The sequence below is a fragment of the Amycolatopsis sp. Poz14 genome, from assembly GCF_006704225.1.
In the GTDB taxonomy this organism is placed as follows: domain Bacteria; phylum Actinomycetota; class Actinomycetes; order Mycobacteriales; family Pseudonocardiaceae; genus Amycolatopsis; species Amycolatopsis nivea.
The window spans coordinates 6,814,379-6,828,527 of the sequence record NZ_JACLHD010000001.1 but is presented as its reverse complement, the minus strand read 5'-3'; the positions used below and the strand labels follow the sequence as shown (position 1 = coordinate 6,828,527).

The window sequence follows — 14,149 nt, the reverse complement described above, 5'->3', positions numbered from 1 at the left end:
GCTGCCCGGACGCGCGCCGTTGTACCGTCAGCCCGGACAATCGGTGAACGCGCGCACGGAAGGACTGTTTTCGTGGCTGCGAAGAATCGGTGCGGCAGGAACCCCGCGGCGAAATACGCGATTCTGGACTTGGACGGGACCCTGCTGCCCGGGCACACTTCGCGGCATTACCTGCGGGTCCTCCTCGACGACGGCGCCTGCGACCGGCAAGCGGGCTTGTCCTGCCTGGAAGCCATCGCGCAGTACGCGGCCGCGGAGAAAGCGCCGCCGGGGCTCCTGGACGAGATCTACCGGCTGTACGCGCTCGCGTTGAAAGGCGCGTCGGTCGCACAGGCCCGGTTCGCGGCGGAGAAGACTTGGCGGGCGCGCCGGGGCATGCTGTTTTCCTTTGTCCCGGAACTGCTTTCCCTGCTGCGGGCGAGCGGCTGCCGGATCCATTTGTTGTCGGGCAACCACGATTTCCCGGTCCAGGAGGCGGCTTTCGACCTAGGCTTGTCCGGCGGACACGGTGCCGTCGTGGAGGTAGCCGACGGCCGGTTCACCGGACGCCTGCTGTCCGCTCCCGGTGCGGCTGGCGGCAAACTCACCTTCGTGCGCTGTCTCGCCGACGCGACCGGATTTGACGCGGAGAACTCCCTGGCGATCGGGAATTCGGCCTCGGACGCGGAGGTCTTTTCGTGCGTGGGCAAGGCGCTGGCTTTTGAACCGGACGCTGAGCTTCGGCGGCTTGCTGCGGGGCGGCCGTGGCATGTTGTTGACCGGCGGACGATCCTGCGGGTGTGCGCGCGGCTGACCGCCCGGGCGACGGCTGCGTGAGGGGAACGCACTTCCCGGTCCGGAACGGAAACCCGATGGTGCGTCAAGACCCTGTTCCGTGGTCTGGAACATTGCTCTGCGTCCACGTTTAGTCGCTCACTGGCTACTGAGTGCTGGTATTGTCGTCCGGCGGAGGAGCGGCGGTCGCCGGAAACGGGATCGGCCGGTTCTCCCGCGGCCGGCACGGACGGCGCCACCCTCGCCGTCGTGGCCGGTCCGGTCGATCGTCGCTCCGGAACTGGCGCCGCCCGCCGACCGCGGGGGCTCCCGGGTCGCGGGCGACGGCGGCGCTGCCCGGAGTCCGCCGACGCGCTCCGGCGGAAACGCGGGACTGCCGGGAATATTCTCGGCCCTGGCCGATTGTTCGCCGGGATTTCCGCGCGATCTTTCGCCCTGGTTCTCCGACGGACGAAAAGCGGTGGGAAGCAATTGTCACGGCGTGCGACCACGACGGCGCGGGAACCCGGGACGGCGACGCAGCGTGACCGGCCGCGACCGGTTCCGGGGACGGACTTGTCGCACGACGAGGCGGGCGGGCCAGCGCGCTGCGCCACTGGGGCGATCTCTTTCAGTGAACGGGTGCGTCCGGTTGTGCCGGACGCGGCACTGGGCAAGCATGAAGGCGCGAGAGCAGGACTGTCTCGGGAAAGACGTGGGTGGCGAACGAATCGGGCGGCGGCGAGGCGCGGCGCCGCCCGGGAACGGCGGAGGCGCGAGGACCGCGCGGGGCGGCGGTCGCGCGGCCTCGCCCGGCGCGCGCGGGAAGGAAACTCCGCGCGGGCACGAGAGGGATTTTCGCGGATTCGGTGGAGGTTTCGGTCGTGACTATGAGCGACGACAACGGGCGGTGGGCTTGCCCGAGCGTGGTGCCGCGCAGGCCGATTCCCCGGGCGCTTTCGATCCTGGGCGCTATCCGGGATTCGGGAGGGATCGAAACGCTGAGCGAGATTTCGCGGTCGACGCGGCTGCCGAAAAGCACGGTGCACCGGCTTCTCGCCGAGATGCAGGGATACGGAATGGTCGTGCGGGCGGGATACCATTACCGGCACGGGGAAGCGGTGTGCCGCCTCGCCAGACCCGGTTCGACGCAGGAACTGCAACGGCTGCGCCGAGGCATTCTCCCGTCCCTGATCGACATCCACTGGCGCACCGGCTACCTGGTCGGACTCGGCGTGGCCAGCGGAAATGTCGTCGATTTCGTGCATTTGATCTACAGCAGCGGCTATTGCTCGCTGGCCGAGCGCATCGAAAACGATTCGCAGCTCGCCGGAAGCGCGGCGGGACGCGTGCTGATGGCGTTCGACCCGGGTCTCGCGGCGCGGTTCGCGGTCTTCGCGGGCTACCGCGGCGAGGACGAGAACGGCGGCGGTCTCCCGGCGTGGCTGAGCGCGGAACTGCGCGAGATCAGGCAGCGCGAGGTGTCGTTCAACCCGCGCGTCCCCGGCGCGCTGCTCGCCGCCGCGGTCCCGGTGTTCAACGTGACCGGGACGGCGGTCGCCGCGCTGAGCGTGGCGGCGCCGCGCCGGGTGTTCAATTCTCGGGAAGCGCATTCGTCGCTGCAGGCGACCCGGATGACCGCGCAGCGCATCCTTCGCGAAACGGTGGCGGCTGATTGGCGGAGCGCGAAATCCGGCCGTCCGGTGGAATAGCCCGGCTGTCGGAGACGTCCGGAAGGCGGAACGTTTCGCGGGGAACGGCGCAATTTCGCTCCGGTGCCGCTCTGCCTTGCCTGCTGCCGGAGAAGGCGGAACAGTCCGGCAATCCCGCTGTGCCGCGCGCACTTCCGTTCCGGCCTTTGCTGATCGGGTCTCGCGCGGAGAGTTCCCGTTCGAGGCAGGCACTTTCGCTGCGAGGTCGCCTGATCGGCGCAGTCGCGGCCAGCGTGCCGAACCCGCGCGGAGGGCCGCAGCGCCTTTCGCGCCGGGACCAAAGTCTCCTGCGTCGCGGACGTCCGCCCGCAGTGGCGCCGGGGCGCGGCGGCCTAGCGTCGGCGGCGAGGAACCGGACGGAGGAGGCATGTGATGGAGGAGCGGAGGGCCCCGTTGCCAGGGGCTGCCCGCCGGTCGCCCACCGGACGCGGCAAGCACAGTGCCGCGATCTGCCCGCGAACACGGGAGACAGAGAACTGGGAGTCAGGACGGTGAGGCGACCGGTGGTCGTCGGTGTCGACGGGTCGTCAGCGGCGCTCGCGGCGGTCCGCTGGGCGGCGGTCGAGGCCGGGCGGCGCGGCACCGGGCTTGTGGTGTTCCACGCCGAGTTGTGCGACGACCCGGACCTGCTGCCGCACGGCAAACCGCCCGGCGACGCCGAACTGCTGATGGAACCCGCGCGCCGGTTGTTGCGGCAGGCGGCGGAAACCGCTCGCCAGGCCGCGCCCGCGGTCCCGGTGCGCATGTGCGTCCGGCTGGGAACGGCCGCCGGATTGCTGGCCGCGCTGTCCGACGAAGCCGGACTGCTCGCGCTGGGCGCGCACGGGCTCGGCGGGGCGCGCGGAGGAGCGATCGGGTCGGTGGCCCTGCGGGCAGCTGCGTCCGCGCGCTGTCCGGTGGTGGTCATCCGGGGCAGCGCGGCGGCGGACGGACCGGTGGTGGTCGGCCTCGACGACTCCGACGGCGGTGAGCGCGCACTCGCTTTCGCCTTCGACGCCGCGGTTTCGCGCGGCACCGGAATCGAAGCGGTCCACGCGTGGCACGACGGCCGGGAAGGCGGGCTGCGGGAACAGGTGGCCGCGTGGTCTCGCAAACATCCGGTAGTGCCGGTGCGCATGCACGTCGTCCGGGTGCGCTCAGCGGCGCGGGCGCTGCCCGGGATTTCCGCCGGGGCACAGCTGATCGTCGCCGGAGCCCGAGCGAGCGGCCCACTGGCGGGCGGTCTGCTCGGTTCGACGGGGTACTGGCTGCTCGCCCACGCCGCCTGCCCGGTCGCGGTCGCCCGCTGACGAGTCCTCTATGGACGGTTGTACCCCGGTCCGGCCGATGCCCATCCCGGCCAGAGCATCCGCGGGGTAGGCCCGGCCGCCGGAACAGCGCCGGGCAGGTTCCGCTGGCCGCGGTGCACGCCTGGGCCGACGTCGGGGGCGACGCGATCGAACGCACTGCGCGCCCGGCGCCGGAATGGGGAGCCCGCCGCCAGCCGGTCGGGGAACGGCTGCTCGACGGATGGAAGGAGAAGCACGGCCGGAAGCTGGTCCGCGACCGGCCGCGGCAGCTGCTGCTCGACGAGTCGGAGCGGGCGCAGCCGATGGTCGTGGGCACCCGCGGCCCGGGATGCTGCTCGGGTCGACCAGCCGGGCGCTGATCCGCCACTCCTCGTGCCCGGAAGCACGGCGCTGACCGTTCCCGCGAATATCTGGCGAAAGGACAACAGACCGGAAACGCCCGTCCGGAGCAGCCGGAAATCCCGTGTCCGATGATCAGGAATTCCGCCGGAAGAACCATTCCGCTGATCTTCGCGCCCGCCCGCCCGTGCCGCTCGGCCTAGCGGCGCGGAACCCGATTCCGCCGAGCAGCCAAGGGAAGGCGGCAAGCGGACCAAGCCTGCGAGTATCGCTTTTCCGTTGCGATTCCCTCGCAGCGAGACCGTCCGGAACGCCCGTTTTCCCGGGCAACGCCGAAAATCGCGGCGGCGCCCTTTTCGCGTGCTTGACGGCCCGTCGCACGAGCCGCGAGACTGAATTCCCAGTGGCGCCGCGGACGGGACGCGGGAGCCGGACGGGCAGGAGCCGCGGTGAACCAGCGGGACACACCCGAACACGAGCGGCTGACGTTCCCCGATCAGCCGAGGATGGAGCTGGACCAGCTTCTCGGCGAGCTGGTGGAACGCGCCCAGGAGGTCATCAGCACGCAGGGCAGGCTGCGCGGGCTGCTGCGCGCGACCCAGTCCATCACCGGCAGCCTCGCGCTGCCCGCGCTGCTGCGCCGCCTCGTGGAGTCCGCGTGCGAACTGGTCGGGGCGCGGTACGCGGCGCTGGGCGTGATCGGGCCGGACGGGCGGCTGACCGAGTTCGTGCACACCGGGATGGATCCCGAGTCGGTCGCGCGGATCGGCCGGCTGCCCGAGGGCAAGGGCCTGCTCGGCGTGGTGGTCGAGGACTCGCGCCCGGTGCGGCTGGACCGGCTGCAGGACGATCCCCGGTCGACCGGGTTCCCCGAGGGGCATCCGCCGATGACGAGCTTCCTCGGCGTCCCGGTCCGGGTGCGCGGCGAGGTTTTCGGCGACCTCTACCTCGCCGACTCCGAACAGGGCCGGTTCACCGAGGAGGACGAGCAGCTGGCGCTCGCGCTCGCCGCGGCGGCGGGCAGTGCGATCGAGAACGCGCGGCTGTACGAGACCGCGCGCAACCAGCAGGAATGGCTGCGCGCGTCCGCCGCCGTGACCAGGGAGTTGCTGTCGGCGGATCTCGGCGATCCGCTGGGCCGCGTCGTGGATTACGCGCGGGCGCTCGCGTCCGCGGACCTGGTTTCGGTGACCCGTCCGGCGGAACGGGAGGGCTACCTCTTCGTCGAACGCGCGGTCGGGGCGGGAGCGGAGCAGCTGGCCGGACGGGAGCTGCTCACCGAGTCCACTGTGGCCGGCACGGTGTTCGCCCGCGGCGAGCCGAGGATCGCGTCGTGGCCGGACGAGCTGTCCCAGCTCTCGGCGCCGTCCGTGCTGAGCTTGAATCTCGATTCGGTGATGCTGGTGCCGCTCGCCGGGAACGGGACGGTGGCCGGGGTGCTGACCGTCTCCCGGCTGGCCGGCCGCCCGGCGTTCACCTCCGACGACCTGGAGATCGCGGCTTGGTTCGCTGACCAGGCGGCGGTGGCTCTCGAACTGGCGCGGGCGCGGGCCGAACGCGAGGACGCCGCGCTGCACGACGAACGCGACCGGATCGCCGCGCGGCTGCACAGCGAGATCCTGAACCGGCTCTACGCCACCGCGCTGTCGCTGCAGACCACGGCCGGGCTCGCCAAATCGGCGGTGGTCGCGACCCGGCTGCGCGAGACGATCGCCGACCTGGACGACGTGATCAACCACGTGCAGCAGACCGTGTTCCGCCTCGACGACGTCCTGCCGCCCGCACCGGAACCGGTCCGCGACCAGGTGCTGCGGGTGCTGGCGCGGGCCCGCGAGGAATGGGGGCTGGCGGTGTCCACGCAGCTGACCGGGAAGCTCGACGCGGTGCACGCGGACGTCGTGGTGCCGCTGCTGTCCGACGCGCTGCGGCTGATCGCCCAGCACACCTCGGCCGAAGCGGTGGAGGTCGAGATCCAGGCGGAGCCGGCGCGGACGACGGTGACCGTCCGGTACGAGGGCGCGGGCGACGTCGCGGTGTCCGCCGCGCCTGGCCTGGCCGCGCTGGCGGAGCGGGCGAGCCGTCGCGGCGGGACCCTGACCGTGGCGGGCGGCTCGCGGCTGAGCTGGTCCGTGCCGGTGAAAACGCGGTCGCCTGCCGGTGATTGAGGACTTTCGGTAGCGCCGGCACACCGTACTCTCGACGTACGAACGGACCCGATGTGGGAGAAGGACCGATGCTGCGGGTTTTCCTGGTGGACGATCACGAGGTGGTCCGGCGCGGGGTCGCCGACCTGCTGGAGGAGGACCCCGAAATCGCCGTGGTCGGCCAGGCGGGCGACGTCGCGCAGGCCCTGGCCCGGATCCCGGCGCTGCGGCCGGACGTCGCGGTGCTCGACGTGCGGCTGCCCGACGGCAACGGCATCGAACTGGCCCGCGAGCTGCGGTCGACCTCGCCGGACCTCAAATGCCTGATGCTCACGTCCTACACCGACGAGCAGGCGATGCTCGACGCCGTGCTGGCCGGTGCCGCCGGGTACGTCATCAAGGACATCAAGGGCCTCGACCTGATCTCGGCGGTCCGGGACGTCGGAGCGGGCAAGTCGCTGCTGGACGCGCACGCGGCGGCCGCGCTGATGGCGAAACTGCGCGACAGCGCGGAAAAACAGCGGGGGCCGCTGTCGCGACTGTCCGAACAGGAACGCACACTGCTCGCGCTCATCGGGGAGGGGCTGACGAACCGGCAGATCTCCGAACGGATGTTCCTGGCGGAGAAAACGGTGAAAAACTACGTGTCGCGGTTGCTGACGAAGCTCGGGATGGAGCGGCGCACGCAGGCGGCGGTGCTGGCGACGGAGTTGCGGGGCCGTCCGCATCGGCCGGGTGGTTAGACGTTGAGCCGCGAGGGAGTGACGAGGACGTCTTCCAGCGCCCGGCGCGGGGTTCGCGGGACGGGTGCGCCGTAACCGAGGCGGAGCACGATCTGCGGCCAGAGCCCGCCGCCGAGCAGGTCGCGGAGGCGGGCGCGGATCGCGGGCACTTCGACCGGCTGGGAGATGAACGAGGCGTCGATCCCGAGCGCGGTGGCGGTGAGCAGGACGCGTTGCATGGCTTGCCCGGCGCGGAGCCGGTCGATCGCCTGGTCGGCGAACGTCCCGACCACGACGACCAGCGGCGCGGCGCCCGGTGCGCGCGAACCGCCGCCGTAATCGCGCAGGACCCAGGTGTCGTCCGCGGTGACGGCCCCTCCGGCGGCGAACGGCACGCCGTCGCGCCGGTCGCGCCCGCGTCCGGTCCAGCGCTGCCATTCGGACCGGAACGCCGGGTCCTCGGTCTGGAGCCGGTGGCTTTCGCGGATCAGCTCCTTGAGCCCGGCGAGCTGGTCCTCGTCGAGCCGAGGCAGCCAGGCGTGCTCGACCTCGGCCGCGTGCCGCAGGACGCCCAGCGCTCCGGCCGGAACGGGTTTGGCGGTGAACGGCGTGCGGTTCGTGTGCCGGAGCGGGATGGCTTCGGCCAGGGAATCGAGCTTCCGGTCGGTCGCGGCGACGGCCCTCGGGCGCACGAGGGCGAGCAGGTCGGGATTGCCGCGCCGGGGGAAGTAGCTGGTGGCGGGCTGGACGCCGGTCGCGTGGATCGCGGCGCGCAGGTTGAACAGCGCGGCTCCGCAGGAGAGCAGCAGCTCGCGCCGGTCCGGGTCGGCGACGGGCAGGGTGCGGTCGGGGTCCGCGTGCACCTCGATGCCGGTCGGGCGGACGCTGAACAGCCAGGGCTGGGTGTTGTGCGTCGACGGCGCGAGGGTGGCGCTGAGCAGCACCGACGCCACCTGTTCGGCGCTGAGCAGGCCGGACGGCGCCACCTGAAGGGTCATCCTTCTCCCCGGAACCGCGAAACGCGGGACACTGTGTCGTGCGTAGTCGCTTCAGCATGCGTCCGCCGGACGGGGGCGCACAGGGGCGAAAGTCATCTGTCTGAGGACGCCGAGCGCCGAAAGCAGGTCTGATGCCGGAAACGCCCCGGAAGCTGTCGGGAACCCTGTCGCAGCTGCGGCTGCGGGAGACGCTGCGCGATCTGCAGGAGCGGATCGAGCTGTTGATCGGCACCCGGGACAAAATGGACGGCCTGCTCGAGGCGGTGCTGGCGGTCGCGTCGGGACTGGAGCTGGACGCGACGCTGCGCCGGATCGTGCAGGCCGCGGTGGAACTCGGCGAGGCCCATTACGGCGCGCTGGGCGTGCTGGGCGACGACGGCACGCTGGCCGAGTTCGTGTACCTGGGCATCGACGCGGAGACCCGGCAGCGGATCGGGCATCTTCCGGAGGGGCACGGCCTGCTGGGGCTGGTGATCGACGACGCGAAGCCGTTGCGGCTGACGGAGATTTCGGCGCATCCGGCGTCGGTGGGGTTCCCGGCGAACCATCCGCCGATGCACTCGTTCCTCGGGGTTCCGGTGCGGGTCCGCGAGGAAGTCTTCGGGAATCTCTACCTCACCGAGAAGAAAGACGGGGCGGAGTTCACCGACGACGACGAGGTGATCGTGCAGGCGCTGGCCGCGGCGGCGGGGATCGCGATCGAGAACGCGCACCTGTACGAGCAGACGCGGTTGCGGCAGCGGTGGCTCGGCGCGACCAGCGAGGTGACCACGGAACTGCTGGGCGGGACGGATCCGGTGGACGCGCTGGAGCTGATCGCGGGCCGTGCGCTGGAGCTGACCGGTTCGGACGTCACGATGCTCGCGTTGCCAGGCACGGGCCGGCTCGATGTCGACGAGGAACGGGACACCGATCCCGCGGAGCTGACCGTGACCGTGTGCGCGGGCGGTGACGCCACCGACCTGATGGGGCTGCGGATGTCGGTCGACGGGACGGTGCCGGGCGCGGTGTTCCGGGACCGTACTCCGCGCCGGATGGCGGAGCTGGCGCTGCTGCCCGACCGCGGCCGCGGTCCCGCGCTGGTGGTGCCGTTGCGGGCGGGCGATCACACGTCGGGGGTGTTGATCGCGTTGCGGGATCCGGGTTCGGCGTTGTTCGAGACGGCGCAGCTGCCGGTGCTGGCCTCGTTCGCGGATCAGGCGGCGCTGGCGTTGCAGCTGGCGGCGCAGCAGCGGGCGGCGCGGGAGCGGGACGTGCTGTCGGATCGGGACCGGATCGCCCGGGATCTGCACGATCATGTGATTCAGCGGTTGTTCGCGGTGGGGCTGGCGATGCAGAGCACGCAGCGGCGGACGAAAGCGCCGGAGCTGCAGCGGCGATTGCAGGAGAGCATCGACCAGATGCACGAGATCGTGCGCGAGATCCGGACGGCGATTTTCGACCTGCACGGCGGTGCGGCGGGGGAGACGCGGCTGCGGAACCGGTTGCACGACGCGATCGCGGAACTGACCGACGACGCGCCGCTCCACCCGGCGGTGAGCATGGCAGGCCCGCTCGACGCGGTGCCCGCCCAGCTGGCCGAGCACGTGGAAGCGGTGGTGCGGGAGGCGGTCAGCAACGCGGTCCGGCACGCGGGGGCTTCGGCGCTGTCGGTTTCCGTCGCGGTGCGGGACGAAAGGGTGCGGATTTCGGTGACCGACGACGGAACCGGGCTGCCGGAGGGGGTTTCGCCGAGCGGGCTGGGAAACCTGCGGGAACGCGCGGAGTCGGCGGGCGGGGAGTTCACGCTCGGGACGAGCTCGGGCGGCGGGGTGCGGCTGGACTGGTCGGCTCCGCTGCGCTGACCTGGTCGTCCGTCGCGCGACTCGGCAGGTTGGTGAGAAATCCGGCGCCCTGGACGTTCGATAGTCCACTGTGGACCCGCGAATCTCCAGCGCGGGGCCGATTTCCTGATTGTCCATTGTGGACTCCGCTTGGTGCGGCGGGGAAACTGGTTGAAGCTGCTGCGACGGCGGGCCGAGCCGGGAGTAGGGTGGCGAAGCCGTCCGAAAAGGCGCAGTGCCGTTGGCGTGCTCGCGTTTCCGCTGCGGCCCAGAAAGGAGAAAACATGACCGACACGGCCGCGTCCTCCGGCGACCACGAGTTGCTGCGCGCGTTCGTGGACATGGCCGACACACTGGCCGACGACTACGACACGGCGGACATGCTGCACCGGCTCGCGAACTACAGCGTCACGCTGCTCGGAGCCTCGGCCGCCGGGCTGCTGCTCGCCGATCAGCGCGGCGGACTGGAGACGATCGCGCCGGACGAGAGTGCCCCGATCCGCGAGCTGCTGCGGACCGAGCCGGGGCCGTGCCGGGACGCCTACCGCAGCGGCGAACCGGTGCGCGTCGAGGACATCGCCGCGGAGACCGCGAAATGGCCGCGCTTCGCGGAGCAGGCGACTGCGGCGGGATTCCGGTCCGTACAAGCGCTTCCGTTGCGATTGCGCAAGCAGGTGATCGGCACGCTGAACCTGTTCGGACACGGCCCGGACCCGGTGAGCGGGCCCGCGCTGAACGTGGCCCGCGCGCTGGCGGACGTCGCGACCATCGGGATTCTGCAGGAACGCGCGATCCGGCGCGGGGAACTGCTCGCCGAGCAGTTGCAGCACGCGCTCAACAGCCGGGTCGTCATCGAACAGGCGAAGGGCGTGCTGGCGCATGCCGGCGGGCTGGAAATGGACACGGCGTTCGACCGGCTGCGCGCCTACAGCCGCGCGCGCAACGAACGGCTCAGCGCGTCGGCCGGGGCGGTCGTGCGCGGCGAACTGCGGCCGGAGCGGATTCTCGGCGACGCGCGCTGAACGTCACCCGCCGCGGCCGGGAAGCGCTCGTTCCCGAATCCTCGCGCGGCGATCCTGCCGATTGCTGCCCGAGTTCGTCCGCCAGGCAGTTCGACGCGGCACCCGCTGCCGTCCTTGCCAGGCGGGCAATCCTGCTGACCCCGCTGCTCCCCGGAGAAGGCTGTGTTCCGTCGCGTTTTCCCGCGGATTCCGTTCCACTGCGCCGAAGAATGAACCGCATTCGCCGACCAACCCGTCGCGGCCGGTCCGGCGGAGCGAATCCGATCCCTGACAAAGACCATTCTGCCCGGGAATTTGACAGTTCCGCCGCGACCGAACGGAGGTTGTGCCGTTTCCCGCCGCGCCCAGACTGGAGTCAGGCGGGAACGAGCGGTCCGTGCCGTTCTCGCGGCGGCGGCCGGGAAAAGGCCGCCGGTGATGTCGAGCCCATGCCGGCAGGCCGCCTGATCGGTGCGTGGATGCCGCTCGTCGTGTCCCGCACCTTTCCGTCCGGCTCTCCCGGCGAGGCGGGAGCGAAGGAGGACGGATGAGACTTGACGGGAAGGCAGGCGTTGCGCTGGCGGCCGTCGCACTGGCGGCGGCGTCGCTGGCCGGTTCGGCGTCCATCGCCGGCGAGCGGGCCGCGGCGACACCCCCGCCGGCGTGCTCGCCGGACACGACGGTGACCACCGACGACGGCCCGGTGTGCGGGATCGCCGGCCCGGATGTCCGGTCGTGGGAAGGGATCCGGTTCGGCGCGCCGCCGGTCGGCGATCTGCGCTGGGCACCGCCGCAGCGTCCGGCGAAGTGGACCGAGCCGTTCCCCGCGACCGCGCCCGGCAACGCGTGCCCGCAGCTTGCCGGGCTCGGCCCCGGATCGGAGACCGAGGACTGCCTGAACCTGAATGTCCGCGTGCCCGCGAACCCGGGGCACGAGAAGCTGCCGGTCATGGTGCAATTCCACGGCGGCGGATTCCTGATCCTGCAGGCACAGGACGCGAGCCGGCTCGTGACCGAGGGCCGCGTGATCAGCGTCGAGGTCAACTACCGGCTCGGGATTTTCGGGTTCCTGGCGCACGCGGCGTACGGCGAGCACGCGGGCGATTACGGGCTGCAGGACCAGCAGGCCGCGCTGCGCTGAGTGCAGCGCAACATCGCGAAGTTCGGCGGAGACCCGCACAACGTCACGATCTACGGGGCGTCCGCAGGCGGTTCGAGCGTCTGCGACCACACCGTTTCGCCCACCGCGGCGGGATTGTTCCAGCGCGGCATCGCCCAGAACGGCGAGTACAACTCGTTGCTGGGTACGGATATCCAATGGCAGGCGCAGGACTGCAAGGCCGATCTTCCCGACGAGGAGGAGGCCCGGCAGGCAGGCGCGCGGTTCGCCAAAGCGCTGGGGTGCGAGTCGAATGCCGGGGAATGCTTGCGCAAGGTGCCCGTGGCGACCTTGCTGAAGCAGGCGGGCAACGGGATGAAACCGGACAGCGGCACGATCGCGCCGATCGTGAACGGGACCACGCTGCCGATGTCGCCGGGCGAGGCGTTCGCCAAGGGACGGGTCAACAAGGTCGCACTGATGCACGGCGTGGCCCGCGACGAGGTCCAGCTGCCGTCCGCCTCCACTCCGGAGGACTACCGGAAAATGGTGGCGCAGCAGTACGGCGAGCACGCGAAGGAAGTCAGCGAAAGCTATCCGCTGAAGCGATTCCCCAATCCCGCGCCGTTCCTCGCCTTCCGGACCATCGTGGCCGACTCCAATTCGGTCTGCCCCGCGCTGCTGAACGACGAGCGGCTGTCGCGGCATATTCCGGTGTATGCCTACGAAATGGACGACACCGACGTGCCGCCCGCGTTCTTCCTCGATCCCACCAAACCGAACGGCGCGTACCACGTCTCCGAGGGGATGCTGCTGACGCCGCCGCCCGGAGTTCAGCTCAACCCCAACCAGAAGGTGCTCTCCGACCAGCTGGTGGCGCAGTGGACCGGCTTCGCGCGCACCGGAAACCCCACCGTGGACGGCACTCCGCAGTGGGACCCCTTCACCGAACGCAACCCGGTCGTCATGTCCCTCAACGCGGCGGGGGACAGCCAGCTCACCACTGAGATCCCGCGCCAGCACCGGTGCGACGGCCTGTGGAACCCGTTGGCTCCGTTCGCGCAGCATCGGTGAGACCGCCGGTGCCGGCAGGGTTGTCTTCTGCCGGCACCGGTTTCAGGGCCGTCCGCCTTCGAGGTGGATGGTTTCGCCGGTGAGGAATTCCGCCTGCAGCATCCACAAGACCGTGTCGGTCACGTCGGCGACGGTGCCGGTGCGCCCGACGAGGGTTCGTTTCGCGGCGTTGGCGAGGACATCCGGTTTTCCGTCCCAGACGCCGGAGTCGATGATCCCCGGCGACAACGCGTTGACCCGGACCGGCGCGAGTTCGGCAGCAAGGTGCCGCGCGGCGAAGGCGGCCGCCCCGTTGGTCACACCGGTCACGACGCTTCCGCGCGCCGGACGCCAGCCGACCTGCCCGGAGAACAGGAGCAGCGACCGTTGGATCGTGAAGTGTTTCGCGAGCAGCAACGGGCCGATGACCTTGGTCGCGAAGGCGTCGACGGTCTTGTCCCGATCGAGTTCGCGGACCGGCACCGCGTGGGGCGCCGCCGCGGTGTTGACGACATGATCGACCGGCCCGAGTTCGTCCGCCGCGGCCGCGATGGTCGCCTCGTCGCGCAGGTCGATGTGCAGTCCGCCGGGCCGGTGGGACGCGACGTGCACCTTCGCACCCTCGGCGCTCGCGGCGTCGGCGATCGCCGTGCCCAGGTGCCGTCCGCCCAGCACCAGCACTGTCTGTCCGGCCAGCCGGTTGTTCATGGTCCTTCTCCGTTCCGTCGGTTCGCCGTGGCCGAAGTAGGCTATGGAAAAGTAACCAGGTACTTCAACGTAACCGGAACCGGAGGAATCGCCGTGCGCTACAACGTCATGTCCGCCCGCTGCCCGTCCCGGGTGGTGCTGCACCGGATCGGGGCGCGGTGGACGGTCTTCGTGGTCAACGCGCTGGAGCACGGGCCGATGCGCTTCACCGCGCTGGTCGACCGGATCCAGGGTGTCACCCCGAAGGTGCTGACCGAAACGCTGCGCGCGATGGAGGAAGACGGCCTGCTCTCCCGCGTCGAGTACGCGGAACAGCCGCCGCGCGTGGAGTACGGGCTCACCGACCTCGGCCAGTCCCTGCTGGTGCCGCTGCGCGCGGTCCGCGTATGGGCCGAAAGCCACGTCCCCGAAATCCTCGAAGCCCGCGAACGCGCCCAGGCCGCACGGCAGAGCTGAGTTTCTTCCGGAGGTCTGTCGGAGAAAATCCCGTCACCCGCAGGCTTCCGGC

The 14,149-nt window shown here is 71.0% G+C and carries 11 protein-coding genes and 1 pseudogene; 10 read left to right on the top strand and 2 right to left on the bottom strand.

Going from position 1 to position 14,149, the window contains the following annotated elements; all coding sequences use genetic code 11:
- The first annotated feature begins 72 nt into the window (after positions 1-72).
- The 6 genes from FKO37_RS31895 to FKO37_RS31870 all read left to right on the top strand — a co-directional run bounded on the left by FKO37_RS31895 (position 73) and on the right by FKO37_RS31870 (position 6,980).
- Positions 73-816, top strand: coding sequence for an HAD family phosphatase (locus FKO37_RS31895; RefSeq protein ID WP_238606913.1), 744 nt, complete (start codon positions 73-75; stop codon positions 814-816).
- 827 nt (positions 817-1,643) lie between these two features.
- Positions 1,644-2,465 carry an IclR family transcriptional regulator gene (locus FKO37_RS31890; RefSeq protein WP_134730982.1) on the top strand — a complete coding sequence of 274 codons (822 nt, stop codon included), beginning with the start codon at positions 1,644-1,646 and terminating at the stop codon, positions 2,463-2,465.
- Between the two features lie 491 nt (positions 2,466-2,956).
- On the top strand, positions 2,957-3,754 hold the full coding sequence (locus FKO37_RS31885; protein WP_238606912.1) for a universal stress protein: 798 nt from the start codon (positions 2,957-2,959) through the stop codon (positions 3,752-3,754).
- Positions 3,755-3,867: 113 nt separating this feature from the next.
- Complete coding sequence (locus tag FKO37_RS31880; RefSeq protein WP_238606911.1) at positions 3,868-4,113, top strand: hypothetical protein; 246 nt, start codon at positions 3,868-3,870, stop codon at positions 4,111-4,113.
- Positions 4,114-4,542: 429 nt separating this feature from the next.
- Entirely contained in the window at positions 4,543-6,258 is a 1,716-nt protein-coding gene (locus FKO37_RS31875) for a GAF domain-containing protein (RefSeq protein WP_238606910.1), read from the top strand.
- Positions 6,259-6,326: 68 nt separating this feature from the next.
- Positions 6,327-6,980, top strand: coding sequence for a response regulator transcription factor (locus FKO37_RS31870; protein ID WP_037813034.1), 654 nt, complete (start codon positions 6,327-6,329; stop codon positions 6,978-6,980).
- Here FKO37_RS31870 and FKO37_RS31865 read toward each other — a convergent pair.
- Positions 6,977-7,957 carry a nitroreductase family protein gene (locus FKO37_RS31865; protein ID WP_107051044.1) on the bottom strand — a complete coding sequence of 327 codons (981 nt, stop codon included), beginning with the start codon at positions 7,955-7,957 and terminating at the stop codon, positions 6,977-6,979. The genes FKO37_RS31870 and FKO37_RS31865 overlap by 4 nt on opposite strands.
- A 131-nt stretch (positions 7,958-8,088) precedes the next feature.
- On the opposite strand from FKO37_RS31865, the gene FKO37_RS31860 reads away from it, so the two are divergent.
- From FKO37_RS31860 to FKO37_RS31850, 3 genes and pseudogenes are all read left to right on the top strand, one after another.
- Positions 8,089-9,801, top strand: coding sequence for a GAF domain-containing sensor histidine kinase (locus FKO37_RS31860; RefSeq protein ID WP_238606909.1), 1,713 nt, complete (start codon positions 8,089-8,091; stop codon positions 9,799-9,801).
- A 263-nt stretch (positions 9,802-10,064) separates the two neighbouring features.
- Complete coding sequence (locus FKO37_RS31855) at positions 10,065-10,802, top strand: GAF and ANTAR domain-containing protein (protein ID WP_238606907.1); 738 nt, start codon at positions 10,065-10,067, stop codon at positions 10,800-10,802.
- 526 nt (positions 10,803-11,328) lie between these two features.
- A pseudogene (locus FKO37_RS31850) lies at positions 11,329-12,954 on the top strand (carboxylesterase/lipase family protein).
- Between the two features lie 42 nt (positions 12,955-12,996).
- Here the strand turns inward: FKO37_RS31850 and FKO37_RS31845 are convergent.
- On the bottom strand, positions 12,997-13,641 hold the full coding sequence (locus tag FKO37_RS31845) for an SDR family oxidoreductase (protein ID WP_134734231.1): 645 nt from the start codon (positions 13,639-13,641) through the stop codon (positions 12,997-12,999).
- Between the two features lie 93 nt (positions 13,642-13,734).
- Here FKO37_RS31845 and FKO37_RS31840 point away from each other — a divergent pair, with 93 nt between their 5' ends.
- Positions 13,735-14,097 (top strand): helix-turn-helix domain-containing protein, encoded by a 363-nt coding sequence (locus FKO37_RS31840; protein ID WP_308196554.1) that lies wholly within the window; start codon positions 13,735-13,737, stop codon positions 14,095-14,097.
- The last annotated feature ends 52 nt before the right edge of the window (positions 14,098-14,149 follow it).

Bases quoted from the DNA above. Each gene is read 5' to 3' on its own strand.
- FKO37_RS31890 (WP_134730982.1), top strand. From the start codon at position 1,644: ATGAGCGACGACAACGGGCGGTGGGCTTGCCCGAGCGTGGTGCCGCGC.
- FKO37_RS31870 (WP_037813034.1), top strand. From the start codon at position 6,327: ATGCTGCGGGTTTTCCTGGTGGACGATCACGAGGTGGTCCGGCGCGGG.
- FKO37_RS31865 (WP_107051044.1), bottom strand. From the start codon at position 7,957: ATGACCCTTCAGGTGGCGCCGTCCGGCCTGCTCAGCGCCGAACAGGTG.
- FKO37_RS31860 (WP_238606909.1), top strand. From the start codon at position 8,089: ATGCCGGAAACGCCCCGGAAGCTGTCGGGAACCCTGTCGCAGCTGCGG.
- FKO37_RS31855 (WP_238606907.1), top strand. From the start codon at position 10,065: ATGACCGACACGGCCGCGTCCTCCGGCGACCACGAGTTGCTGCGCGCG.
- FKO37_RS31845 (WP_134734231.1), bottom strand. From the start codon at position 13,641: ATGAACAACCGGCTGGCCGGACAGACAGTGCTGGTGCTGGGCGGACGG.